This window comes from Nocardia sp. NPDC051750, assembly GCF_044453135.1.
Taxonomy (GTDB): Bacteria; Actinomycetota; Actinomycetes; order Mycobacteriales; family Mycobacteriaceae; genus Nocardia.
In genome coordinates, this window is sequence record NZ_JBITCK010000002.1 from 613953 (window position 1) to 638164 (window position 24212).

Annotated in this window: 15 protein-coding genes and 1 pseudogene; 8 read left to right on the forward strand and 8 right to left on the reverse strand. The window is 68.1% G+C overall.

Annotated features, from left to right (window positions below; genetic code table 11):
• Positions 1–54: 54 nt before the first annotated feature.
• From ACIA75_RS10180 to ACIA75_RS10200, 5 genes and pseudogenes are all read right to left on the reverse strand, one after another.
• Positions 55–234 (reverse strand): annotated as a pseudogene (locus tag ACIA75_RS10180) (WXG100 family type VII secretion target); the annotation flags it as partial.
• The gene (locus tag ACIA75_RS10185; protein ID WP_397102115.1) at positions 231–734 is read right to left on the reverse strand and encodes a WXG100 family type VII secretion target; all 504 of its coding nucleotides are present in this window, start codon (positions 732–734) and stop codon (positions 231–233) included. The gene ACIA75_RS10185 and the pseudogene ACIA75_RS10180, both read right to left, overlap by 4 nt.
• Before the next feature lie 33 nt (positions 735–767).
• Positions 768–6233 (reverse strand): carboxyl transferase domain-containing protein, encoded by a 5466-nt coding sequence (locus ACIA75_RS10190; protein ID WP_397102117.1) that lies wholly within the window; start codon positions 6231–6233, stop codon positions 768–770.
• 308 nt (positions 6234–6541) lie between these two features.
• Positions 6542–6868, reverse strand: a complete 327-nt coding sequence (locus ACIA75_RS10195) for an amphi-Trp domain-containing protein (RefSeq protein ID WP_397102119.1) — start codon at positions 6866–6868, stop codon at positions 6542–6544.
• Positions 6869–6913: 45 nt separating this feature from the next.
• Positions 6914–7294: a PLDc N-terminal domain-containing protein gene (locus ACIA75_RS10200; RefSeq protein WP_397102121.1), complete on the reverse strand. Its 381-nt coding sequence runs from the start codon at positions 7292–7294 to the stop codon at positions 6914–6916.
• 295 nt (positions 7295–7589) lie between these two features.
• On the opposite strand from ACIA75_RS10200, the gene ACIA75_RS10205 reads away from it, so the two are divergent.
• The 6 genes from ACIA75_RS10205 to ACIA75_RS10230 all read left to right on the forward strand — a co-directional run bounded on the left by ACIA75_RS10205 (position 7590) and on the right by ACIA75_RS10230 (position 16747).
• Positions 7590–9893, forward strand: coding sequence for an esterase-like activity of phytase family protein (locus ACIA75_RS10205; RefSeq protein ID WP_397102123.1), 2304 nt, complete (start codon positions 7590–7592; stop codon positions 9891–9893).
• Between the two features lie 236 nt (positions 9894–10129).
• Positions 10130–11602, forward strand: a complete 1473-nt coding sequence (locus ACIA75_RS10210) for an aminotransferase class V-fold PLP-dependent enzyme (protein WP_397102125.1) — start codon at positions 10130–10132, stop codon at positions 11600–11602.
• 506 nt (positions 11603–12108) lie between these two features.
• Positions 12109–13005, forward strand: coding sequence for a hypothetical protein (locus ACIA75_RS10215; protein ID WP_397102127.1), 897 nt, complete (start codon positions 12109–12111; stop codon positions 13003–13005).
• 30 nt (positions 13006–13035) lie between these two features.
• Positions 13036–13650, forward strand: coding sequence for a hypothetical protein (locus ACIA75_RS10220; RefSeq protein WP_397102129.1), 615 nt, complete (start codon positions 13036–13038; stop codon positions 13648–13650).
• Positions 13647–15140, forward strand: coding sequence for a pyruvate, phosphate dikinase (locus ACIA75_RS10225; protein WP_397102131.1), 1494 nt, complete (start codon positions 13647–13649; stop codon positions 15138–15140). The genes ACIA75_RS10220 and ACIA75_RS10225 overlap by 4 nt, the downstream gene beginning before the upstream one ends.
• Positions 15137–16747 (forward strand): PEP-utilizing enzyme, encoded by a 1611-nt coding sequence (locus ACIA75_RS10230; protein ID WP_397102133.1) that lies wholly within the window; start codon positions 15137–15139, stop codon positions 16745–16747. Before ACIA75_RS10225 ends, ACIA75_RS10230 begins: the two co-directional genes overlap by 4 nt.
• Before the next feature lie 37 nt (positions 16748–16784).
• On the opposite strand, the gene ACIA75_RS10235 is transcribed toward ACIA75_RS10230, so the two are convergent.
• Positions 16785–17417 (reverse strand): TetR/AcrR family transcriptional regulator, encoded by a 633-nt coding sequence (locus ACIA75_RS10235; RefSeq protein WP_397102135.1) that lies wholly within the window; start codon positions 17415–17417, stop codon positions 16785–16787.
• 247 nt (positions 17418–17664) lie between these two features.
• On the opposite strand from ACIA75_RS10235, the gene ACIA75_RS10240 reads away from it, so the two are divergent.
• Positions 17665–18912: a cytochrome P450 gene (locus tag ACIA75_RS10240; RefSeq protein WP_397102137.1), complete on the forward strand. Its 1248-nt coding sequence runs from the start codon at positions 17665–17667 to the stop codon at positions 18910–18912.
• A 42-nt stretch (positions 18913–18954) separates the two neighbouring features.
• On the forward strand, positions 18955–19749 hold the full coding sequence (locus ACIA75_RS10245) for an alpha/beta fold hydrolase (protein ID WP_397102139.1): 795 nt from the start codon (positions 18955–18957) through the stop codon (positions 19747–19749).
• Positions 19750–19880: 131 nt separating this feature from the next.
• On the opposite strand, the gene fxsT is transcribed toward ACIA75_RS10245, so the two are convergent.
• Both fxsT and ACIA75_RS10255 read right to left on the reverse strand, forming a co-directional pair.
• Positions 19881–22943 (reverse strand): FxSxx-COOH system tetratricopeptide repeat protein, encoded by a 3063-nt coding sequence (gene fxsT, locus ACIA75_RS10250; RefSeq protein ID WP_397102141.1) that lies wholly within the window; start codon positions 22941–22943, stop codon positions 19881–19883.
• 14 nt (positions 22944–22957) lie between these two features.
• Positions 22958–24211 (reverse strand): aKG-HExxH-type peptide beta-hydroxylase, encoded by a 1254-nt coding sequence (locus tag ACIA75_RS10255; protein WP_397102143.1) that lies wholly within the window; start codon positions 24209–24211, stop codon positions 22958–22960.
• Position 24212 lies beyond the last annotated feature (1 nt).

Sequence of the window (24212 nt, forward strand, 5' to 3'; positions counted from 1 at the left end):
GCGGGTAGCGGTGCTCATTTCGGTCATCCCAGTCACGAACTCACGGGCCCCTACCGACCACAGAGCATGGGCATCCCGATACGCCGCTGCGGCGACCGCCTCCCACGCACCGTCCAAATTTGCGACCTTGTCGTCGATCAAGTCGAGTTGCTCGGTGAGAAATTTGGCGAGGTCGGCCAGTCGGATCGAGAGTTGATCTAGACGCGCGAGGTCGACTTTGAACGCGGATTTCACAGGTTCAGGCTCGAAATATGCTGTGATGTCGCGGAGTCGGCAGCCTCGTAGGTGTCCGATTGGACGCCTAGTTTCTCGGCCATACCATCCAACGCCTGCAAGATCTTCAATCCGCCATCGCGGAGTTCGACCCAGCCACCGAAGAATTCATCCGAACGGTCCCCGGTCCAGCCGTCTTCGAGCAGGGTATCCACCTCGACGCTGGCCGTTTCCAGACCGGATCGGAGATTTTGGGCTATTTCAGCGACGAATTGTCCGACCGTCCGAACCTCTTCTGGCACAACGATAATGTTGGAAGATGGCTGATCTCCCCCTAAAGTGACCACGACCTCAAGGCCACGAGGGACGCTCGGTACACGCAACCTGTCCAGGTCCGGTGCTTCGCTGGAGGATCGCCGCGTCGATGGCCGACGCACCGGCGTGGTCGGGTCCCGCGACGACCGATGCCCTCGCCGACTCCAGGAGTCGGCGAGGGCATCGGTGGGCCTTCGGCGGCGCACACGGTATCCGCGTGCACTGCTCGTTCGGTCAGATCACCGGAGCCGGGCCTCGATGGCTTCGATGATGCGGGGGCGGAGTTCGGCGGCGCGGATGATGGCGTCGACGGATCCGACATCGACGGCGCGCTGGATGCTGTGCACGCTGTCGAATTCCGACGCGACGTCGCCGAGTTTTTCCGCCCGGACCGATGAACGGAGTTCGTCGAGTTCCGCGGTGAGGGCGGCGCGTTCGGTGCCGGAGGCGTTCGCGGCGCGTTTTTCCAGCTCCCGGATCCGGGCGTCGGTGGCGGTGCGCTTGCCCACCTCGCCAGCGAACACGACGGCCGCGGCGGGGGCGCCGCCGAGGACCGAGGCGAACGAGCCTTCGATGGCCAGGACGGTCATATTCGGGTTCAGTGTCTTCGAGAACACCACGAACGCGCCGCCGTGGTACCGGGAGATCACGCAGAAGACGATCGGTCCCTGGAAATTGACGATGGCGCGGCCGATTTCGGCACCGTATTCGAGTTGCAGCTTGCGCATCGACTCCGGTGAACCGTCGAAGCCCGACAAATTGGCCAGGACGACGAGCGGCCGGTTACCGCTGGCCGAGTTGATCGCCCGCGCGGCCTTCTTCGACGACCGCGGGAACAGGGTGCCCGCGGTGTAGGTGTCCGGGCCGTCGGTCGACGGGAAACCGCGCCGCGAGACGCCCTGGGATTCGATACCCAGCAGGCACACCGGGATACCGCCCAGATGCACATCCTGGACGACCGCCGTCTCGGCGTCGGCCATACCGGCCCAGCGTTCCAGCACCGGGTGGTCCTGGTCGGAGACCGCCCGCATCACGGTCCGGATATCGAACGGTTTCTTGCGGTCCGGGTTGGCGGCGGCGGAGAAGATCTCACCGACGGTGGTGAAACCGCTGTCGGCCAGGACATGCGGGAAGTCCGAGATATCGCGATCCACCGGGTCGGTGGTCTGCGCCCGCCGCGGGGTCAGCTCACCGGGCGCGACATAGGTGTGGTCGTAATGCGACATCAGCACGCCGCGGGCGGCGGTGAGGTTCGGCGCCCAGTACTGTGCCTGGCCGTTCGGGCCCATCACCCGGTCGTAACCGCCGATACCGAAGTTGTCCTCGGCCGAGACGCCGCCGGAGAAGTCCAGTGACTGCTTACCGGTGAGCACCATGGCCGAATCCGGGGTCATCACGAGGATGCCCTTGGTGTGCATGAGCATGGTGGCTTCGGCGTTCCAGTACGGCTGCGCGCCGACGTTGATACCCGCGACCACGATATTGATCTCGCCGCCGTCCTGGGTGAACTCGACGATGCGCTTGAGCGCCGCCGCCACCCAGTCCATGTTCTCGGTACCGGAGGTCATCGAGATCCGCGCACCGGAGGACAGTGCGTACCACTCCAGCGGCACCTGCTTCTGCTCGGCCAGATCGAGGGCCGCGATCACCCGGCGGCATTCCGGTTCCGACAGCGCGCCCAGCGATTTCGTCGGATCGCCGAGCAGAACCACCCGGGTGATGCCCTCCGGGTACCGCTCGGTCGGCGTGGTCACCACACCGGCGACCATCGCCGCGGTGTTCCGGCCCTTGGGCCGGTCGACCGGGATCAGCGCGTGCCGGTCGTCGAGGTCGTATTCGGTGAAAGCGCCGAGCTGATCGGTCAGCTCGTAGGGGTACACGGCACCGCGGCTGCCGGCCCGCAAGACCTTCTGGCGGTATTCGTTCAGCGGCTCCACCGGCTCGTCGGATCGTTCGCCGACGATGACCTGAGTGCCGCCGGTCGCGTCGAAGACGATCCGCAGAGCGAGTTTGACCAGCTCACCGGTCTTCGGATCGGGCTGCCGGGCAATGAGCAGGATCTCCTCCAGCCCGGCACCGACGGTGGTGGGCCGGACCCGTTCGACGATCTTCTCCAGCTCGCCGCGGGTCACATCGATCGGCGGCCAGATGTACATCACGATGCGGTTGGTCTGGAACCGTTTGGCGGCCGGGCGTCCGCCCTGCGCCCGCCGGATCGAATCGAGGCAGGTGGCGATGGTGCTCTCCGCCGTCGGCAGGGTGACCAGGCGACCGTCGTGATCGCGCAGCGCGGTCAGGTCCCGGACCTGGGCGAACGCGACCAGCCGCTCATCGGCCGGGTTCTCCTTGGCCACACAGCGGAACAGGTACACCTCCTCGTTGTCCGAGGACGGCAGCTGGGTGAGGTCGAACTTGTGCAACCGCTTCATCTGCATGCGCTGCGCGATGTACGGGTGCAGGCCGCGGATCAGGCGCTCCTCATCCAGCCCGGTGGCCGAGGGACGGAAGGTGAAGTGGTAGTGCATGACCGCGTTATCGCTGCCCGCGACGGTGGCAGTAATCCGGTGTACCTGGTTCGAGACCGCCTGGGCGTTCAGCACATCGTGCAGCGCCGCCGCCATGGCATCGAAATCCTCGGGCTGGTTTTCCCAGGACAGGTAGATATCGGCCTCGATGGACGCGGTTCCGCCGGCCAGTTCGTTCAGCCCCCGCACGGTATCGGCGAGGGAGTCGAAGCTCACCGCGGCCGACACGAGGTTCACGCCCTTGCGTTCGGCGACGACGAAGGTGCCGCCGCCCGCTTCCCGGGTGCGGACATCGGTGAGGTCCTTGTTGCCGTAGTAGCGGCGGGTCAGCACCTCCAGCATGACCGTGTTGTCCGCGGAGCCGCGGGACAGACGCTGGCCCAGCAAGCGCACCAGGGGTTCGGTGGCGCTCACCATCTCGGCGATGCGGTCGGCGCGGTCGGCCGCGGCCGGGTCGGCATCGAGGTGGCTGAGGTTCTTGCGCGCGTCGGTGTAGACGCGGGCGCGGTTGCGCCGCAGCACGGGCTGGCCGTACCAGGCGAAGACCAGACCGCGGGTGAGGTCGGCGATCACCGGGTAGCGCACCTGGGTCGCCGCCACCAGCCGTTCCAGGGCCAGGCCGACAGGTTCGCGCAGCGCCCGGTCGGGCATCGGCTCCCGCAGCCACTCCCGCAGCAGCGTCGAGATCACCTCGACGGTGTCGGTGGGGCGCTGCTGGGCGAGGAAGATCCGGAACACCGCGGCCTCGAGGTCCGGGGTGCGCTCCAGATCGGTGACGCCGTAGTGCGCGAGCGCCGTGGCGAGCTTGGCCCGGTACGACTCCGGCAGTCCGGCCCGGTCGGCATCGAGGCTCTGCAGATAGGTGTGGAAGTGTTCGCGGGCGCTGTGCACATGACTACCGCCGCCGCCGTCATCGTCGGACGACCGGTTGTGGCTCAGTTCGGCGAGGTCGGCGAACACCTGGATCAGGTCGAGTTCCTCGTCGAGCGGCCGGTGGTTGTCCGCGGCGGCCGCCCGGCGCGCCGTGAGATAGTCGTCGAGCACCCGGCGGTCGTCGTGCGGGTCGACGTCGAATCCCAGCAGGACGCTGCGCAGATCCTGCCGGCCGCGGGCCAGCCGCTGGTGCGGCCGGACCTCGTCGGATTCGGCGGGCAGGTCCAGTTCGACGGCTGCGGTCGCCGTGGTTTCCGCGGCGTCCTCGTCGTCGGCGAGCGGTTCGAGCCGCAGCAGCGGTGCGCCGGTCTCCACCTGGGTGCCGACGGATACGGCGCACTCCTTGAGCCGGGCGCGGAACGGCGCACGCAGCACCGTTTCCATCTTCATGCTCTCCAGCACCAGAACCGGGGCACCCGCCTCGACCTCGGCGCCGACCTCCAGCGGTGTGGCGACGACCAGCGCGGGCGCGGGGGAGCGGACGACACCGCCCTCGTCCCGGCTGATCCGGTGCGTCACCCCGTCGATATCGACCAGGTGGATCGGGCCGTGGGTGCCGGTGGTCAGGCGGTACCGGATGCCGTTGACCACGACCTGGCCGGTGTGCTGGTCGAAACGCTCGAGATCGACGTCGGCGGTGCGGCTGTCCGCACCCGCTTCGATCCCGACCCGGAACCGGTGCGCACCGATGCGGGCGACCCGCACCCGGTAGCTCGCGCCCCGCAACTTCAGGTCGAGCGGGCGGCCGCTCTCGTGCTGGACCTGGGGACGGCCGCCGGCCGCCGTGGACAGCAGCCGGTTCCGCTCGGCGCGCTCCTCTTCCTCGTAGGCATCGATGGCGGCGGCCGCCAAGGCGACGGTGGAGTGGCGGTGGGAGATCAGCCGGCCCTCACCGCGTACGCGATCGATCCAGCCGGTGTCCGCGCTCGCGTCGATCACCTCGGGCTGGATGAGCAGGTCGAGCACGAAGCTCTTGTTGGTGGCACCGCCCTCGATGATCACCCGGGTCTGCCCGACCGCGCGGCGCAGCCGGCCCAGTGCCTCGGCGCGGTTGCTGCCGTAGGCGATGATCTTGGCGATCATCGAGTCGAAATCGGCGGGGATCGTATCGCCCTCGCTGACGCCGGTGTCCACCCGGATCCCCGGCCCGGCGGGCAGGTCGAGGTGGGCGATACGGCCCGGTGCGGGCGCGAAATCGCGGTCGGGGTCCTCGGCGTTGAGCCGGGCCTCGATGGCGTGGCCGCGCTCGGCCGGCGGTTCACCCTCGAGCCGTCCCCCGGCCGCGACATGCAACTGTGCCCGGACCAGGTCGAAACCAGTGGTGGATTCGGTGATCGGATGCTCGACCTGCAGGCGGGTGTTGACCTCGAGGAACGCGAACAGCCGCTCGCCGGGGTGGTAGAGGAACTCGACGGTCGCCGCGCCGCGGTAGTCGACCGCGATGGCCAGCCGTTCGGCGGACGCCTTCAGATCGGCGGTCTGCTCGGGGCTCAGCACCGGTGAGGCGGACTCTTCGATGATCTTCTGGTTGCGCCGCTGGATCGAGCAGTCGCGCACACCGAGCGCCCAGGCGGTGCCCTGGCCGTCCGCGATCACCTGGACCTCGACGTGCCGGGCGCCGGTGACGAGCCGCTCCAGGAACACGACGCCGCTGCCGAACGCGCGCACGGCCTCCTGGCGGGTGCGTTCGTAGGCGTCGACGAGCTCGTCCGCGTTCGTGATCACGCGGATACCGCGGCCACCACCGCCCGCGGTCGCCTTCAGCATCAGCGGGTAGCCGATCTCGCCCGCGGCGGCCAGGGCATCGTCCACGGTGTCGACCGCGCCGCGGCTCCACGGCGCGACCGGTACCCCGACCTCCTCGGCGATCAACTTGGCGCCGATCTTGTCGCCGAGTTTGCGCATGGCCTCCGGGGAGGGGCCGACGAAGGTCACGCCGATTTCTTCACACAGTTCGGCGAATGCCGGATCCTCCGCGACGAAACCCCAGCCGACCCACGCGGCATCGGCCTTCGTCGCCACCAGCGCGCTGCGCAGCACCTTCAGGTCCAGGTACGGGCGTGCGGACGCCGGGCCGAGGTCATAGGTCGCATCGGCTTCCCGTACGAACGTCGCGGTCCGGTCCACGTCGGTGTACAGGGCGACGGTTTCGATGTGTTGCCCGGTTTCTGCGGACAGATCCCGGACAGCGTGGATGAGGCGCATGGCGGCCTCTCCACGGTTCACGATGGCGATGCGGTTGAACACTCGCCGACTCCTTCCTGCGCAAGCACGAGCCCGGACGGGCGGGGTTTGCGGATACGTTTACGGGTAGTGTGCCCCGCCACTGCGCATATGTGCACAGCGTGTGGGGGCTACTCGCACGTATTTTGTCGAGCCGGTGTCATGAAGCCCTCGCGCGTAGCGCTCGGCATCGCGTCGGGCATCGCCGTGATTCCCCCGTGGGAGGCGCGTTCCCGCAGCCCCGGAGCCCGGTTTTCGCCCGCGGGACTGTTGTTGGGTCCGCGGCGGCCGGACCCGGGACCGGGCAGGTCGGCGGCCGCCGCGTGCGCTGATTATTTCGCGGCGCGTTTCCGTGGGCGAGCACGCCGCGAAGCTTCGGCGCGAACCGCAGGCTTCGTTGCCGCGGGGGCTTCGCCGACCGGCTCGCTGCCCGGGGTATCGCGCCAGCTGATCTCGATTTCCAGTTCGATCTCGTCGCCGTCGACCTCGATCTCGAGCTCCCACCGAACCCGGTCGGCGACGAGAATCGAGAGCGAGTCGCCGTCCGAGCCGAGTTCGGTCTCCGAACCGTCTGCCAGGGCGTGCCCCAGTGCGATGAGCCGTTCCGATACTTCGCTCCGGGAGAGTTCGGCTTTCCTTTTCAGCTCCAGCTTCGGCACGACAACTCCTGACCTCGGGGGACAACCGGCCGGACACGGCTTATGTCAGCTCAGTGCCTTGGATTTCAAGATGTCGTATTCGGCCTGGTTGATCGTCCCCGCGTCGAGCAGTGATTTCGCGTCGGCGATCTGATCGGCAGCGGATTTTCCGGCCACCTGTTGTATGTAGTCGTCGGTTGCCTGCTTGGCCGCGGCATTCGCTTCGATCTGGCGTTCCGCCATACCGCGGCCGCGGGCGATGAGGTAGACGAACGCGGCGATGTAGGGCAGAACCACCAGGAAAATGATCCACAGTGTTTTCGCGATTCCGGACATCTTGCGATCGCGGAACAGATCGACGACGACATGGAACAGGATGATCAGATAGGCGACGAACGCGAACACCAGCAGCGTGTACCAGAGCAATTCCCAGAACGTATCCAACATGGGTGGCCATCCTTCGGATGTGGCAATCCACTACGTGGATTGATTCAGTGTCGAGCAGATCGAATGCGCACGTTCACCCGGCCGATTTCCGAGATTTCCGAGTCTAGGATTTTCCGGGCCGCCGCGATATCACCCGTGGCGGGTGAGTCCGCTCCGGCGGCCGCGAAAGCTCCCGACCGGTCCGCCCCTTGTTGGACGCTTGACCGTTTCCTCGTCTTCACCGATCGATCCCCGGCGGCTCACCTGCGAGCGTCAAGCTCACTCGACTTCATGGCCGAACTGGATTAGAGGACCGATGACGACGTCGCACCTGAGCCGAGCAGTGGCGGTAGCCGCTGCCGTGGCACTACTGGCAGCCGGCTGCTCGACCGATGAGCAGGACCGGGACACGCCGGGGGTCGACTGGAATCCACCGGCCGGGGAGAGCTACCACCGGGCGGCCACGTACCCGGTGTACCTGAACCGGCCCGCCGGAGAGCCGGTCGACACCGAGACCGTGGCGGAGATCTCCACTGTCACGCCGGATGGCAATACGGTCATCTACACCGACGCCACCGCCAAGCGCATCGGGTTCCTGGATATCAGCGATCCGGCGCAGCCCGCCGGACTGGGCACACTGTCGCTGGCCGAACTCGGCCACGCCGACGACCAGCCGACCTCCGTGATCGCGCACGGTGAGTATGTGCTGGTGGTCGTCGATACGACCGGCGGTGATTTCGCGAAACCGTCGGGACGCCTCGATATCGTGCGGGTCAGCGACCGTACCCGGGCGCACAGCATCGACCTCGGTGGTCAACCTGATTCGATCGCGATCGGCAAGGACGGGGCCTTCGCCGCGATCGCGATGGAGAATCAGCGCGACGAGGAATTCACGCCGGCCGGCGGCGAAGAAGGCGATCTGCCGCAGCCGCCGACCGGGTTCGTCCAGCTTGTCGACCTCACCGGGGCGCCGGCGCAATGGAAGACACGCAAGGTCGATTTCGATATCGAGGCGGCGCGGGCCGCGGGCCTCGATACCCCGGAGGACCTCGAGCCCGAATATGTCTCGGTCAATTCCCGGGGCCAGGTCGCGGTGACGCTGCAGGAGAACAACGGGATCGCCGTGATCGACGGGCGCACGGGTGCGGTGTCGTCGATTTTCAGTGCCGGATCGGTGGCCGTGAGCGATATCGACACCGCCGAGGACGCGGCCCTCGACCAGACCGGTTCGATCGCCGAGACCCCGCGCGAACCCGACGCGATCGGCTGGATCGGCGACGGCCATCTGGCCACCGCCAACGAGGGCGACTGGAAGGGCGGCACCCGCGGGTGGTCGATCTTCGACGCCGCGACCGGCTCGGTGGTCTGGGACGCGGGCAATTCGTTCGAACAGCTCGCGGTGCGGACCGGCCTGCACAACGAGGGTCGCGCCGAAGCGAAGGGCCCCGAGCCCGAAGGTCTCGCGATCACCGAGATCGGTGGCCGGCCGGCCGCGCTGGTCGCTGCGGAGCGCAGTAATTTCGTCGCGGTCTACGACATCAGTGAGGTCACCGCCCCGAAGTTCGTCCAGATCCTGCCGACGACACCGGGCCCGGAAGGTATCGTGCCGGTCCCGCAGCGCGATCTGCTGGTCATCGCCTCGGAAACCGATGACGCCGAGGCCCGGGTCCGTGCCGCCGTGAATATTTATGGGTACGGTGATGCCTTCGCCGAGAGCGCGGGCGCACCCGCCTTCCCGTCGATCGTCTCCGCCGACGCCGGCGCGGCGCCGATCGGCTGGGGTGCGCTCGGCGCGCTGTCCGCCGACCCGGCCGACGCGAACCGCCTGTTCACCGCCACCGATATCGCCTACGGCCCGGCGCGGGTTCTCGGCGTCGACATATCGCAATCGCCGGCGGTCATCGACCGCGAGATCGCGATCACCGAGAACGGTGCGCCGGTCACCCTGGATATCGAAGGAGTATCGGCCCGCCCCGGCGGCGGTTTCGCGTTGGCCGTCGAGGGCGAGCAGGGCGACGGGAACGAACTGGTGCTGACCGCCGCCGACGGCGGTATCGAACAGCGGGTCGCCGTGCCCGCGGATATCGCGGCCGGGCTGGGCGGCCAAGGGCTCGAAGGGGTGGCCGTCGACGGTGACGCGATCTGGGTGGTGTTGCAGCGGGAGGTGAAGGGCGATCCGAAGGGGGTCGCCCGGATCGGGCGCTACTCGAACGGCCGGTGGGAGTGGTTCGGCTACCAGGTGGAGAGCACCGAGACCAAGGGGGATTGGATCGGGTTGTCCGAAATCGCCGTCCACGACGGCGGATTGCTGATCCTCGAACGGGACAAGCTCAACGGGCCCGACGCCGCGCTCAAAGCGGTCTACCGGGTCGAGATCCCCACCAGCGGCGGGGTGACCGCGGCGGGCGAAGCCCCGCCGGTGCTGCCGAAGGAATTGGTGCGTGACCTGATCCCGGACCTGAAGGCAACCAACGGATTCGTCCAGGAGAAGGTCGAGGGTCTCACCGTCGGCGGTAACGGGAACCTGTTCGTGGTCACCGATAACGACGGCCTCGACGACGCCAACGGTGAAACCGTGTTCCTCGATCTGGGCCCGGCCGGAGCCGCGCTCGGCGGCTGACACCCGGCATCGAAGCCCCGACCGGCAGCCGCGTCGCCCCGGCCCGTCGTTGTCGCCGGTTGGGGCGGACCGGTGAACAGCGTGCGGCCCGCCCGGCCGAATCCGGCGAGGCGCAAAGGGCTTTCCCACAACTGGCAATGCGCGGAGTGGTTCCGGCAGAGATTTTCCGGAATTCTGAGGACAATCGCTGGACGCGAACCGTCCGCGTCAGATATTGCCGAACACGAGAGTCCGGTATGAACCCAATTCGCGAAAACACGGTCGCCGGGCCGGCGGACTTTCTGGCCGCTCACCCCGACTACGAATCCACCGGTGCCCTCGACCTGTTGCGGAGCGCCGAGTACCGGTACCTCGACGACGACGGCGTGGTGTATCTCGACTATGCCGGGGCCGGGCTCGCCGCGACCGCGCAACATCGAGCGCATCAGGTGCGGCTCGCCCAACAGTGTTTCGGTAACCCGCACTCGGAGAATCCCACCTCCAAGGCGGCGACCGAAGTGGTCGAGGAGGCGCGGCGTGCGGTGCTGGCGCATCTCAATGCCGATCCGGGGGAGTACTGCGCGATCTTCACCGCCAACGCCAGCGCGGCCTGTCGCCTCGTGGGCGAGGCGTATCCGTTCGGCCGCGGGACTCGGTACGTCACGACATCGGACAATCACAATTCGGTGATCGGGATCCGCGAATACGCGGCCGTGCGTGGTGCGCGGGTGGCCTATATTCCGATCGATACCCCCGATCTGCGGACCAGCGAGGCGGCGATGCGAACCGCCTTGCGCCCCCACCGCAAGGCTTTCCGATCCTCCGCCACCGTCCGCCGGGGACTGTTCGCCTATCCGGCGCAGAGCAATTTCACGGGGGTACAACATCCGCTGGACTGGGTCGAGGCCGCGCACGAATACGGCTACGACGTGTTGCTGGATGCCGCCGCGTATCTCCCCGCCAATACGCTCGACCTGAGTGTCGTCAAACCGGACTTCGTGCCGATCAGCTGGTACAAACTGTTCGGTTACCCCACCGGTGTGGGCTGTCTGGTCGCCCGCCGTACGGCATTGGCCGCGCTGCGCAGACCGTGGTTCGCGGGTGGCACCATCGCCGCGGCGAGCCTGCAGGGTGATTGGCATGTGATGGCCGATGACGAGTCCGCTTTCGAGGACGGGACCTTGAACTTCCTGTCCATCCCCGACGTGACCTTCGGTATCGGCTGGCTGCGTGATATCGGCGTCGATACGGTGCACCGTCGCGTTATCTGCCTGACCGGCTGGTTGCTGGACCGGCTGGCCTCGCTCACACACGACAACGGGGCGCCCATGGTCCGTATCTACGGTCCCGTGGATACCGTTCGTCGCGGCGGCACGGTCGCGTTCAACTTCCTCGACCCGGACGGCGTCGTCCTCGACGAGCGGCTGATCGCGGCCGAATCGGCAGCGGCGGGTATTTCCCTGCGTACCGGCTGTTTCTGTAATCCAGGGGCCGGAGAGGCCGCCTTCGGGATCAGCCTGCCGGTCCTGCGCCGCCTGTTCGGCACCCGGCTCGCCACGATGGACGAGTATGTCGCGGCACTGGGTATGCCCAGTGGCGGCGCCATCCGGGTCTCCTTCGGGGCGGCCTCCACGATTGCCGATGTGCAGAACTTCCTCGAATTCGCTACGACCAGCTACCGCAACCGGCCGGCCACTCAGGAGGGTCTGCCACCCCGGGAACGCTGCTGAACCCGAAGGGCGCTCGGGGTGGGGCTGATCCGGACGCGGATCGACCAGCACGTCACGACCGGTGTCGCGGCGCAGTTTTCACCGGCGCCGATGCCGCATCTGCTGCGTGGTCGATTCGCCCGCCTCGCCACGGACGACACTCATAGGGGCGGCGGCTCCACATCGCGGGCGCCGCGGTGGGCGAATCGGTTCGTGGTCACCGATAACGAGGGCCTCGACGATGCCAACGGCGAAACGGCGTTCTTCGATCCGGGCCCGGGGAACCGACTGATACGGAAGCGATTTCGTCCGGACCGGTGTCCCGTATAAATTGACACCCCCGTCATTTCGTGGATAGCCTCGTAGCCGCACAGTGACTCCGGGCGCCGGTGTGGTCAGCCTCGCAACCATGTTCCTGCGCAGCCGTTGTTGTTCACGTCCGCGCACAATTCCTCTGCGCCGGCAACCGGAGGTACCCCCATGGCCGTCGAGGCCGGACCCCGACTCCCCGATCCGAAGGGACCTCGATGACATCCGTCACGCCCACCGAGCGGAGCTGGGGCCCGCTGTCCGAGCCGATCCACGCGGACGCCGCCGGCGCCGGTGATCCGGTGTGGAAGGACAACGCCTACTTCTCGTTCTGGGACCCTGCCGCCCAGGTGTTCGGAACGTTGCACGTCTCGACCTCACCCAACGCGCCCAGCGCCCGCCGCGCCCGCTTCAGCGTCTCCGTGGCGGGACGGGTCACCGAGGTGATCGAACCGCTGGACGAGGGCACATTCAGCAGCGAAAGCCTCGACTTCGGGCTCGACGGCCGGGTGCTGATCGACCATCGGACGGTGCAGGCCGAACTCGTCAACACGCCGCTGTTCGTCCCGGCCGATTACGGCGTGAACAATGTCATTCCGCCGCTCGTCCCCGGCAAACCGCTCCAGCATTTCCAGCAGGCGTGCACTGTCACCGGCAGCGTGACGGTCGCCGGCGCCACCGTCACCACCATGGGTCGCGGTCTGCGCGACCGTACCTGGGGTTTCCGCGACGAGTCGGCGCAGTGGATCGAGTTCGCCGCGTTGTTCGTGGTCGATAAATCCACCTTCGTCTCCGCGATGAAATTCCGCGGCGCGGATGACGCGCTCACCGTCGACGGTTTCGTCATCGACGGCACGACCTCGACGTCGATCACCGGTATCACCTTCGCCCGGGACGGGGCCGCCCAGTTCCGCTGGGCCCGGCTGACGCTCGCCGACGGCAACTCGCGGATGGTGTCGATCGACACCCGGCTCGGCGGGTTCCGGGTACCGGCGGGGCCCGCCGAGACCGAGGGCCCGGCACTGGGGGTCTACGACGACTTCCTGATGTTCGACAGCGAAGGGCACGGCGGCGCCGGGATCTTCGAACAGGCGATCCTGCACCGGGTCGCTTAGCCGCCGATGCCGAGAGAAAGCGTGGACAGCATGTCGGACGATCTTCGCCTCTTGCAGGCCGCACGACTGAAAGGGCGGCCGAGCGAGTCCGATCTGATCGCGGCCGCGGGCCTCGCCGCGGCCGACGGCCCGGCCGCGGTGCAGGCCCTGGTCGAGTCGGGTGCGCTCGATCGCGTGGGCGCCCGCGTGAAACTCACCCAGGCCGGGCGGTCCGGGCTCGACGCCTTGCTGGCCGCCGAGCGGGCAACCGTCGAGCACGAACTGCTGCGGCAGCACTACGCCGACTTCGACGCGATCAATGCGGATTTCAAACAGCTGGTCACCGATTGGCAGCTCATCGACGGCGGACGCCCGAACGACCACACCGACCCCGAATACGACGGGCGCGTGATCGCTCGCCTGGCCGATCTGCATGAGCGTTTCGTCCCGTTGCTCGCGGTGTTCACCCGGCTCGTGCCCCGGCTCGCGGTGTATCCGGATCGGTTCGCCGCGGCTCTGGCGAAAATCCACGCGGGCGATACGGCCTGGATCGCCCGGCCGCTCGTCGACAGCTATCACACGATCTGGTTCGAATTACACGAGGAGTTGATCGGCCTCGCGGGACTGTCCCGGCTGCGGGAAGCGGCGGCGGGGCGGGCCGAATGACCGGCCCGCCCGCGATTCTCGGGCTCGCCCCCGACAGCGTGGCCGATCGGGAACTGATCGGCGGGAAAGCCTGGAGCATCCAGCGGATGATGGCGCTGGGAATCCCGGTCCCCCCGGCCTTCGTCCTGACCACGCGAGCCGGCCGTCGCGACGGCACCGCCGGGACGACTCTTCCCGCCGACGTCTGGCGCGAGGTACCGGCGGCCGTCGCGGCACTGGAAGCGAGCACCGGACGCACGTTCGGAGGCGCCCCGCGGCCGCTGCTCCTCTCGGTGCGGTCCGGGGCCGCCACCAGCATGCCGGGAATGATGGACACGGTGCTCAACCTGGGCATCACCGACGAGGTCGAACGCGCGCTGGCCGAGTGGACGGGCAGCGCCGATTTCGCCGCCGACACCCACCGGCGCTTCCGGGCACAGTTCGAGAAGGTCACCGGTTCCTCGCCGCCCACGGATCCGTGGGAGCAGCTGCGCCGGGCGATGGTCGCGGTGCTCGATTCGTGGAACTCGCCGCGCGCCGTCGACTATCGCGAGACTCGCGGGCTGTCGCACGACGGCGGCACGGCGGTCACTGTGCAGGCGATGGTTTTCGGCAACCTCGACGACCGTTCCGGTACCGGAGTGCTGTTCAGCCGTAACCCGCTGACCGGCGGCGCCGAACCCTACGGGGAATGGCTGCCGCGCGGGCAGGGCGAAGACGTGGTGTCCGGACGCTCCGACGCACTCGCTCTGGCCGACCTGGATACCGCGCTACCGCAGGTGCACGCCGGCCTGCTCGCCGCCGCCGCGACACTGGAAGCCGACGGGGGAGATACGCAGGACATCGAGTTCACCGTGGAGAGCGGCACCCTGTGGCTGCTCCAGGCGCGGGCCGCGCAGCGATCTCCGGAGGCCGTGATCCGCCATGCCGTCCTGTTCGGGCGGGAAGGTCTGATCACCAGGAGCGAGGCGCTCGACCGGGTATCGCCGGACCAGCTCCGGACCCTGCTCACCCGCCGGCTCGACCCCGCCGAAGTCGCCGCGGCCGCCTCGCTGGCGACCGGGAAACCGGCCTGCCCGGGTATCGCGGCCGGTCGCGTGGTCACCGATCCCGACGACGCGCTGGAGCGCGCGGACCGGGGTGAGGCGGTGATTCTCGCCCGGCCGACCACCGATCCCGATGATGTGGCGGCGATGTCGGTGGCCGCCGCGGTGATCACCGAACTCGGCGGATCGACCTCGCACGCGGCGGTGGTGTGCCGGGAACTGTCCGTACCGTGCGTAGTCGGTTGCGGCCCCGGAACAGTCATGCCGCTGGCCGGGCGGATCGTCACTGTCGACGCCGCGACCGGCACCGTCTATCCGGGGGAGTTGACCGTTGTGCCCGCCACCCCGGCCGACGATCCCGATATCGAGCTGCTCACCCGCTGGGCACGCGCGGAATTCGAGGACGGCGCACCGGGTTCACTGCCCGAGCTGCTCCGCCGACGCACAAGAGAGAAGAGTCGATGAGCAGCCGCGAAATCGTCGAGGAGACCCTCGACAATACGACGATCGATCCGTCGGTCACCTGGACGACCGGCAATGTCGCGGAGGCGTTCCCCGGCGTTTTCACCACACTGGGCTTCACCTTCATCAACGCCGGTGTGGAATTGGCGACGCGCACCACGTTCAAGAACCTGGGCGTCCTGACAAAGAAGCAGGTCCACGTACCCGACCAGCCCGAGGAAATGTTCTGGACGCTGTTCGCCGGGCGCGCCGCGGCCAATATCGACAAATTCCGCGAGATCGCGAACATCACCCCGGGCACCTCGGCGACCGCGGTCGAACAGCAGCTCTTCGGCTACGTGCGGCCGGAGACCGTGGACGCGAACAGCGCGCGCCGCTATCCGGTCATCGCCGCCAAGGCGCCGGGAGCCGTCCTGCGGTTGCCCAAGCGCCACGACCGCGAATTCGCCGAGCTGCGCCGCTGGCGCCTGGCGCACCTGGACGGTATCGACACCCTCGACCATGCGGGCTGCGTCGAGTTGCTGGACGACGCGCGGGCACGTTTCCAGCGCATGCTGACCAAACATATGCTCGTCGCCTTCGTCAGTTCCGGACTCGCGGACCGGGTGACCGATATGCTGGCCGGCCTCGACCTGGGACATCTCGGGCCCGCGCTGCTGTCGGGAGTCGGATCGGACGAGAGCGAGGTCGCCCACGACCTCTGGGCCCTGGCCCACGAGCTGATCACCCTGCGCGAGTTCACCGATCGGCACGGCTACCACGGCACCAACGAAGGTCAGCTGAACGGGGTGACCTGGCGCGAGGATCCGGCCTCGGTACTCAACCGGCTCGCCGACTACCGCGCCATCCCCGCGGACAGCCCACGGGCGCCGCTGAACCGGAGCCGGGAGCAGATCGAGGCGCGGCAACGTGCCCTGGCCGAGGTCCAGTCGGCGCTGCCCTGGGGCAGGCGTGGTACCGCGGCCTGGACCGTACGGATGGCCGGGCGCTGGATCGCGCTGCGCGAACAGGGCAAAGCCGGATACCTGCTCACCTTCGATATCGCGCGGGCGGTGATGCGCCGGCAGGGTGCGCTGCTGGTCGCGGCGGGCGTGATCGACGAGGTCGACGATGTCTTCCACCTGTCCTACGACGAGGTGTGCGCCGGTGTCACGCAGGATCGGCGCGTGCCGGTCGCGGAACGCCGGGCGCACTACGACCAGCGGTGCACCTACCGGCTGCCGCAATCGTGGTCGGGCGTCCCGGCACTGAGCAAGGTGGGCGAGGAGGATGTGCCCGCGCTGGGCGTCTCCGAGGTCGTCACCGGGGTCGCCGCCAGCGGTGGGGTGGTGGAAGGCCGGGCGCGGGTGGTGCGCGATCCGTCGACCACCGAACTCGACGACGGCGATATCCTCGTCTGCGAGACCACCGATCCGAGCTGGGTGTCGCTGTTCCTCGTCGCGGCCGGTGTCGTCACCGACTACGGCGGCCTGCTCAGCCACGGTCCGATCGTGGCGCGCGAACTCGGCATTCCCTGCGTCTGCGGGACCGATAACGGCAGCTATCGGATCCGTGACGGGCAGCGTATCCGGTTGGACGGTGACCAGGGCACGGTCACTGTGCTCGGGTGACCCGCCGGCCGCGGTGCAACTCGAATCGAACCGGACGCTACGCGAGGGCGCCGCGCAGCAGGCCGGCGAATTGATCGACCATCGGCTCGAGCTGTTCCCGCGTGCCGACGAATCCCGCGTACATGGCCATTCCCCAGATCGCCGCGATCAGCATTTCCGTGACCGTGGGTATATCGATGTCCGGCCGGATCTCCCCCTCGGCCGCGGCGGTTTCCAGCGCCGCCCGCAGGAAGCCGCGGACGTAGTCGATCTGTTCGGTGGCCCAGTCGCCGAGGTCCGGGTTGCGCAGCGCGTCGAACAGCGAGGCCGCGAGGAACCGGGTGTGGACGGGGTCCCCGGCATCGACCTGCATGGCGGTGCGCAGGAATATCGCTATCCGGTCAGCGAGATCGGTCCGGGCCTGCGCATCGGCGATACCCGCGGTGAGCACACTGCCTTTATCCGATTCGAACAGCGTGCGGTAGAGGTCGTCCTTGCTCCGGAAATAATGGTTGATATTGGTGCGGGTGATATCGGCGCGGGCCGCGATATCGGTGAATGTCGTCCGGTGATAGCCGACTTCGCTGAACAGTTCACGCGCCACCCGCAGAATCCGTTCCCTGGTATCGGCTCCGTCGGAGCCGGCGGGGCGGCCTCGGCCGCGCCGCGGCCGTGCTGCCGGGTCGGACACCACCGCCCACCTCTCGTCCGCCCACATCGTGATCCCGTCGCCGGCCGTCACCCCGCTGCCGGCGATGCCGCCGGCGCGGATTCCCGGCGGTGGAACGCCCTTCCGCTCGGACAGCGCCGGCCCCAGTCTAGCTCGATCGTTGCCGCATTCGGCGCGAGCCGTGCGGAGCGGGCGCGCGCCACCACTTTCCGTCCGCCGAAGTCGCAGTACACAGTTCGCACTACGTCACGTCCGTTTGGAGTCTTTCTTGAGTACCTTCGAGTCCGGTGTGCCCGCCCCGGCCTGCCCAGTACGCCGCGATCCACCGTTCGATTCCGCCGAGCCGCGGATCCCGTTGTTCACACCGGAGTTCGCCGCCGATCCGCACGCCTACTACCGGGAAATGCGTGACCAGTACCAGCCGTTGATGCCCGTGGAATTGGCGCCGGGGGTGCCGGCGACGCTGGTGATCGATTATCAGGCCGCGGTGCAGATTCTCAACGATCCCGAGCATTTCTCCGCCGATCCGCGCACCTGGCAGAAAGATGTCCCCGCGGACTGCCCCGTCCTGCCGATGATGGAGTGGCGGCCGATGGCGACCCGGTCCGCCGGGGCAGAGGCGGCGCGCTACCGCCGGGCCACCACCGAGAGCGTCGCTGCGGTCGATCTCTACGCGCTGCACACCACGGTGGAGGAGATCGCGGTCTCGCTGATCAACACCTTCTGCGCCGACGGTCACGTGGACCTGATCGGCCAGTACACCTTCCCGCTGATCTTCGGCGTGCTCAATGTCGTGTTCGGCTGCCCGCCGGAGGTGGGACAGCGGATGGCGGCCGGGATGGCGTCGATCGTGGAGGGCGTCGATGCCGAGGCCGGTAACCAGATGATCAGTGGGGCGATGCTGGACCTGGTGACCCTCAAGCGGACCGACCCCGGTAACGACATCACCTCCGCACTGCTCCGGCATCCGGCCGGGCTCGACGATCTGGAGATGGTCCACCAGCTGGCGAGCCTGTACGGGGCGGGGATCGAATTCCAGCAGAACCTGGTGGTGAACACGCTGCTGGTGATCCTGACCGACGACAGCGTGGGCGGCGGTGTCCTCGGCGGCAGCCTGTCCACCCGCGAGGCGCTGGACGATGTCCTGTTCAACGACCCGCCGCTGGCCAACTACCTGCTCACCTACCCCCGCCAGCCGATCCTCATCGGTGACGCCTGGCTTCCCGCGCATCAGCCGATCGTCATCAGCATCGCGGCGTGCAACAACGACCCCGCGGTGCGCGCCGACGATCGCACCGGCAACCGCTCCCACCTGGCATGGGGTGCCGGTCCGCGCACCTGCCCCGCACAGTCGATGGCCTATCTGATCGCGCAGGACGCTATCGATCAGCTGCTCGACGCACTACCCGAGATCCGGTTGACCGAGCCGCCGGTCTGGCGGCCCGGTCCGTTCCATCGATCCCTGTCGTCGCTGCCGGTCGAGTTCCCGCCGTCCTCGCCGCTGCAGGTGTTCTGAACCGCGACAGGCCGGTGCCGGGCGATCAACCGACCGCCGCTCGTGCTGATCCAAGGGCTCGCGCTGGACCACCATGGATGGGACTCCGCCATTGCGGATTTCCGCGGTCGCTCGACCATCGTTTTCGATCACCGGGGGACGGGTGCGAGTGCGGACCGGTTCACCGGCGACTGGTCGGCCCGTGACTTCGCCCGCGATGTGATCTCGATCCTGGATGCGGCGGGCATCGATCGCGCCCACGTCTACGGGCATTCGATGGGCGGGCGCATCGCCCAATGGCTCGGCGCGGAGCACGCCGAACGGATCGTCTCACTCGTCCTCGGCGCGACAACGATCGGCGACTCGACCGGTGTCGCCCGCCCGGAACACGCGACGAAGTCGCTCGCGTCGGGAGATCCGGCCGAGCTCGCCGCGTTGTTCTACCCGCCGGCGTGGCTGCGCGAACATCCGGAAGAAGCAGGGAGCGTGCTGCCGGCAGCCGCTTCCCCGGCGGCGATGCGAGCCCACCTCGGCGCCGTCGCCCGGCACGACGGGCCCGATCCGCGACACATCGCTCCAGGTACGTTCGTGCGGCTTCGGCGTCGTTCTACACCGGAGCCGAGATTGCCGACGAGAAGGTCGAACCCGAGATCTACGCGGCGATCGACCGTGCAGTGCGGCGTGCCGTCGCCGATATCAACGCAGATGTCACGCCGTACCTGCACTACTTCACCGAGGAGATTCCCGAGGAGCTGGGCACGCTGGACGAATCGGATATCAGCGCCTGGCGGCTGCGCTTCGCCGACCCCCAGCCGTACGCACCCGAGCAGTTCGACCAAACCTATCGCTGGCTGCTGAAGTGGGGCCTGATCGAATCGGGCTCCGATTTCAAGAAGCTGGTCGACAACCGAGCGCTGTCGTCCTGAGCCGGGGATGACGCCGGGTGGCGCCTCCCGTGACGCGCCACCCGGCCTGCGCGTGGACCGTGCTCACATGGGCGGCGGCTCGATATCGCAGACACCGCGGTGGCGGGCGCGGGCGGCCTGATATTCGGGGTGGTCGTCGCCGAGTGTCTCGAAATAGCGTTCCAGGGTGTCGGTTTCGAGGGCGTCCGCTTCCGCCACCCGTCCCAGCGTGCGCAGGTCGAGCGCCAGGTTGACGGCCGTTTGCAGCGTGTAGGGGTGGTCGAGGCCGCGGATCCGGCGACAGCGATCCAGGACATCGGTGCCGAGTTCCGCGGCTTCCGCTGTCCGGTCCAGGCCGGCGAGGTCCGAGGCCGTGCCGGTCCGCGCCGCCAGAGTGTACGGGTGATCGGCGGACAGCCGGGAGGTGAAGATCTCGCCGGCTTCCTGGTCGAGGACCAGTGCCTCCCGGTAGCGGCCGGCGGTGCGGAGCGCGGCGGCGTAGTTCACCGCGCAGGCGGCCGTGTACGGGTGGGCCGGGTAGCTGTCCGCGCAGCGCCGGTAGGCCGTCTCCGCATGTTCGAGTGCCTGCTCGGTGTCGCCGAGGACTCGGTAGTCGTTTGCCACATTCGTGTGCGCGGCGAGGGTTTCCGGGTGGGTGGGTCCGTACACCTGCAGATGATTGGCGAAAACACTGCGCTGGGTTTCCAGCGCCTCCTGATACCGGCCGGCCTTGCGGTACGACACACCGAGATTCTTGCGCGCCCGCAGGACATGCTGCTGACGGGGGCTGCCCAGGAGTTTCAGGAAGTCGGCGAGGACTTGTTCCTGGAGGACCACCGAGGTCGCGGCCCTGCCGAGCTCGCGATAGTTGCGGGCGACGTTGTTCACGCAATGCAGCCGCATGATCGAGCTGTCGGCGAGCATCGGATCGTTCTGGAAGCGGTCGTAGTTCGCGGAATCGATCCGCATGGCGTCGGCGAAGCGGCCCATCACCCGGTAGGACACGGCCAGGTTGTGGGCGGCGCGCAACGTTTCGATATTGCCCTCGCCCAGGCATTCGAGTGCCCACGCATGGGACTGTTCGTTGAATTCGACGGCCGCCGCCCAATCGCCCGCCATGCGCAGGCACGCGGCAACCAGGTCGCTCGACCAGATGTACTCCTCCGGATAACTGGCCCGGACCTGCTCGACACCGTCGCGTGCCTCCGCGGCCGCCTCCCGCGCCCGCTCGAGGTCGCCCATCTCCCAGAGCGTGTTGCCGGTGACGATCCGAATCCTGACCACGCCGATATCGGTCTCGCCCAGCAGTTTCGACCACGCCTGGGCGGCCTGCAGACCCAGACCGGCCGCAGCGGTCAACTCGCCCTGGACCCGCAATGCCGCGACGACATGGCGGACCAGTTCCGGTAGTTGCGCGCACGGATCACCCGGCTGCGCGACCCGCGCGCACGACAGGACCTCGGTATGCATGATCTGCTGCCACAACCACAGGTATCGGCCCCACAGTTCAGGTAGGTCGGTGCGCTGCGGATTCGCGTCGCACAGTACCTGGTGCGCGATATGCCGGTTCGATTCGGCGAGATCCTTCGGCAGGAAATCGCGGACACCGTGCCACGGCACCGTATGAACCCGCAGGGCCCGCCCCCGCTCGGTCAGCGGATCGACGCAGATCTCGGCCACCGAATCGCGGACGGCCAGGTCCAGTACATTGCGCCGCCGGTGTTCGTTGGCCAGTGCGTCGGCGAGTGGTTCGGGCAACCGCACGCCCGCGCGGCGTTCCGAACCGGGCAGCTGGGAGGTCAGCAAGGCCATCGAAATCGACTGTCCGGGTGCGAAACACGCCAACAGCCGCAGCAGTTCGCCGGCTGCCCAGGCGTCCGATCCCACTGGTTCGTCGAGCAACGGTCGCAGCGAGTCACCGAAAATGGACGCGGCGCGCCGGTAGGACCTGGACAGTTCGTCGTTCAGCACCACGAACGGTGCCGGCTGAACTTGATCGAGCAGCGCTTCGTCCACCGGCTCGCTACCGCGCGCACCACGGTGGGCCAGGGCATTGAGCAGAACAGGGCTGCCGTCGAGGGCCGTGCTGAAACGCCGCGCCAGCTCCTCGGAGATATCGCCCACATGCCGGCGCAGAAAATCGGCGCCCTCGCCGACGGTGAACATGGGCACCCGAATCTGCTGCGGCGAACCCCAATCGGACACCTTGGAGGTCAGCAGGACATGTCCGGAGCCGTCCCACGGCACCATCTCCGACAGCAGTGCCGGTTTCCGGGGCAGCGGCAATTGTTCGCGGGCGCTGCGGTGGTGATCCGGAGTGACGTTGTCGTAGACGAGCAGGTAGCGCTTCCCGGTCCGGCGCAGCGCGGCGACCACATCGTTGTGCCGGCTCGCCCGGCGCGGGGATTCGGGCAGTCCGAGCGGCTCGGCCAACTGGCCGAGTTCGGTGCGCATCACGGTGCCGTTCTCACCCGAAATCCAGGCGATGAGATCGTATTGCGAACGGAAGCGGCGGACATAGGCCGCCGCCAGCCAGCTCTTGCCGCTGCCGGCCACCCCGGTGAGCACGGCCGCGCCGGTCTTGTCCAGACCGTCCCGGATCGCGGCGAGTTCCGTTTCCCGGCCGTAGAACCAGTCGGATTGATGCTGCGGCAGGGTTTTGCTCTGGTAGTCCACGAACATCTGCTCGTTCGGATACCGGACCCGCATCCGGCCGGCCCGCCCCAGGGTCTCGGGTGCCGTGGTCGCGCTGCCGGGCCGGCCGAACGCGCGCAGTACCTTCGCCTGGGCGGCGGTTTCGCTGGGCAACAGCCGCAGATCGACCGCTGCTATCCGCTCGGCGGCCGGAGGTACATCGGCCGTCGTGACGATCACCGCGAGGACGCCGGCCGGCTCGGTTCCGTATCGTGCCCAGTCCTCGGGCGTCGCACCGGTGGCGCGCATGAAGCTGTCGCTGATCACCAGGACCACTGTCCGGCCGGGGCCGGCGGACGGTAACCCGGCGCCCGGGTCGATACGCAGGAGCCCGATATCGAGCCCGGCATCGGCGCCGACCTGCTGTAACCACATTCCCCACACCGCGTCCTCACCCGCATGGGCGACGATGATCGGCTCGGCCGCGGCCGGCTCAGCGGGTGTATGCGCCACGTTCGGTACTCCCGTCACACTGTCTGCGCGGCCGGGTGGCCGTCGAAATCGGCTGCGGCGGTGTGCCGCATCAAGGTCACGAAACGCCGGCCGGCCGGTGTCAGCCGATCCGATTCGAGCAGGGTGTCGCATGCGGTCAGGGTCTGCCGGCGCACCGGATCGGCGTCGGGCACCGCCCCGGGACCGAGGTGTCCGGCGGCCAGTCGCAGAAAGCGGCTCACGGCCAGATGCGCGTAGCTACCGTGCAGGAGCGCACTCGCGGGTCTGGGCTCACGACGCCACGGTGACGGCAGATCAGCGGGGCCTTCCACGGCGATCAACGGCCGGATCTCCATCAGCACGCTCAGCTTCGAATGCTGGAATTCGTGCAGTAACCCGGCCGCCACCCGGACCGCGTCGGCCGGCAGGACCATGGCGGCGGCGCCGAACGAATCGGCGAGAGTGGAGGTCACGAACGGGTACGAATCGCCGGCCCGGGGCAGCACCGCGCGAATCCCGCGGGTCAGCGGGACGGCGAGTTCGGGAACCACGGCGACCAGCAGCTCCATCGCCTCCCCGAATATTCTTTGCCAGTCCTCGAATTCGGCCTCGTCCCACGGTGTCCAGCGGCCGTCGTACCCCGCGATATCCACCGCGGGCCACGCCGACGGGGTCGGCGGCAGATCGTCGAATTCGATATCGACGACACCGCTGGGCAGCCGTGCCGTCAATCGCCGGACCGGTGTCCAGCGGTATCCGTCCAGCGTGGCTGTTCCTCCTCCGTCGTGGCGGACGCGGGCGGGAAGTGTCGCGGGACCGGTCCAGCAGCCGAGACCCGGCAACACCACGGCATCACCGACTCGCGGTAATTCGAGTTCGAATTCCAGGCCGGCCCGCACCGCCGCCGCCGCGGCGAACGAGGTGAGATGCGCCAGCGGAGCGTCGGATACACCGTCGTCGCCGGTGCCGACCGCGCACACCGCCACCCAGGCGCCGAACCTGGGGTGCTGGAATATTTCCTGCGCCGCCGCGGCGTCCCGCCGCTGGACATCGACCAGGAGATCGAAACCGGTGCGCGCCGGCCGGCTTTGGGCACTGTCGTTCCCCTCGCGCAGGATCACGGCCAAAAAGGCCAGGTTCCGGCTGATCCGGGCACGCTCGAGCAGTGGCAGGATCTGCGGTGGGTCGGACAAGGTGGCCAGGGCATCGAGTTCGATATCGGATACGTCCAGGACGGATCCCCGGCCCGTGGTCCGGATACGCTGCTTTCCGGTCGTTTTCGATCTCATG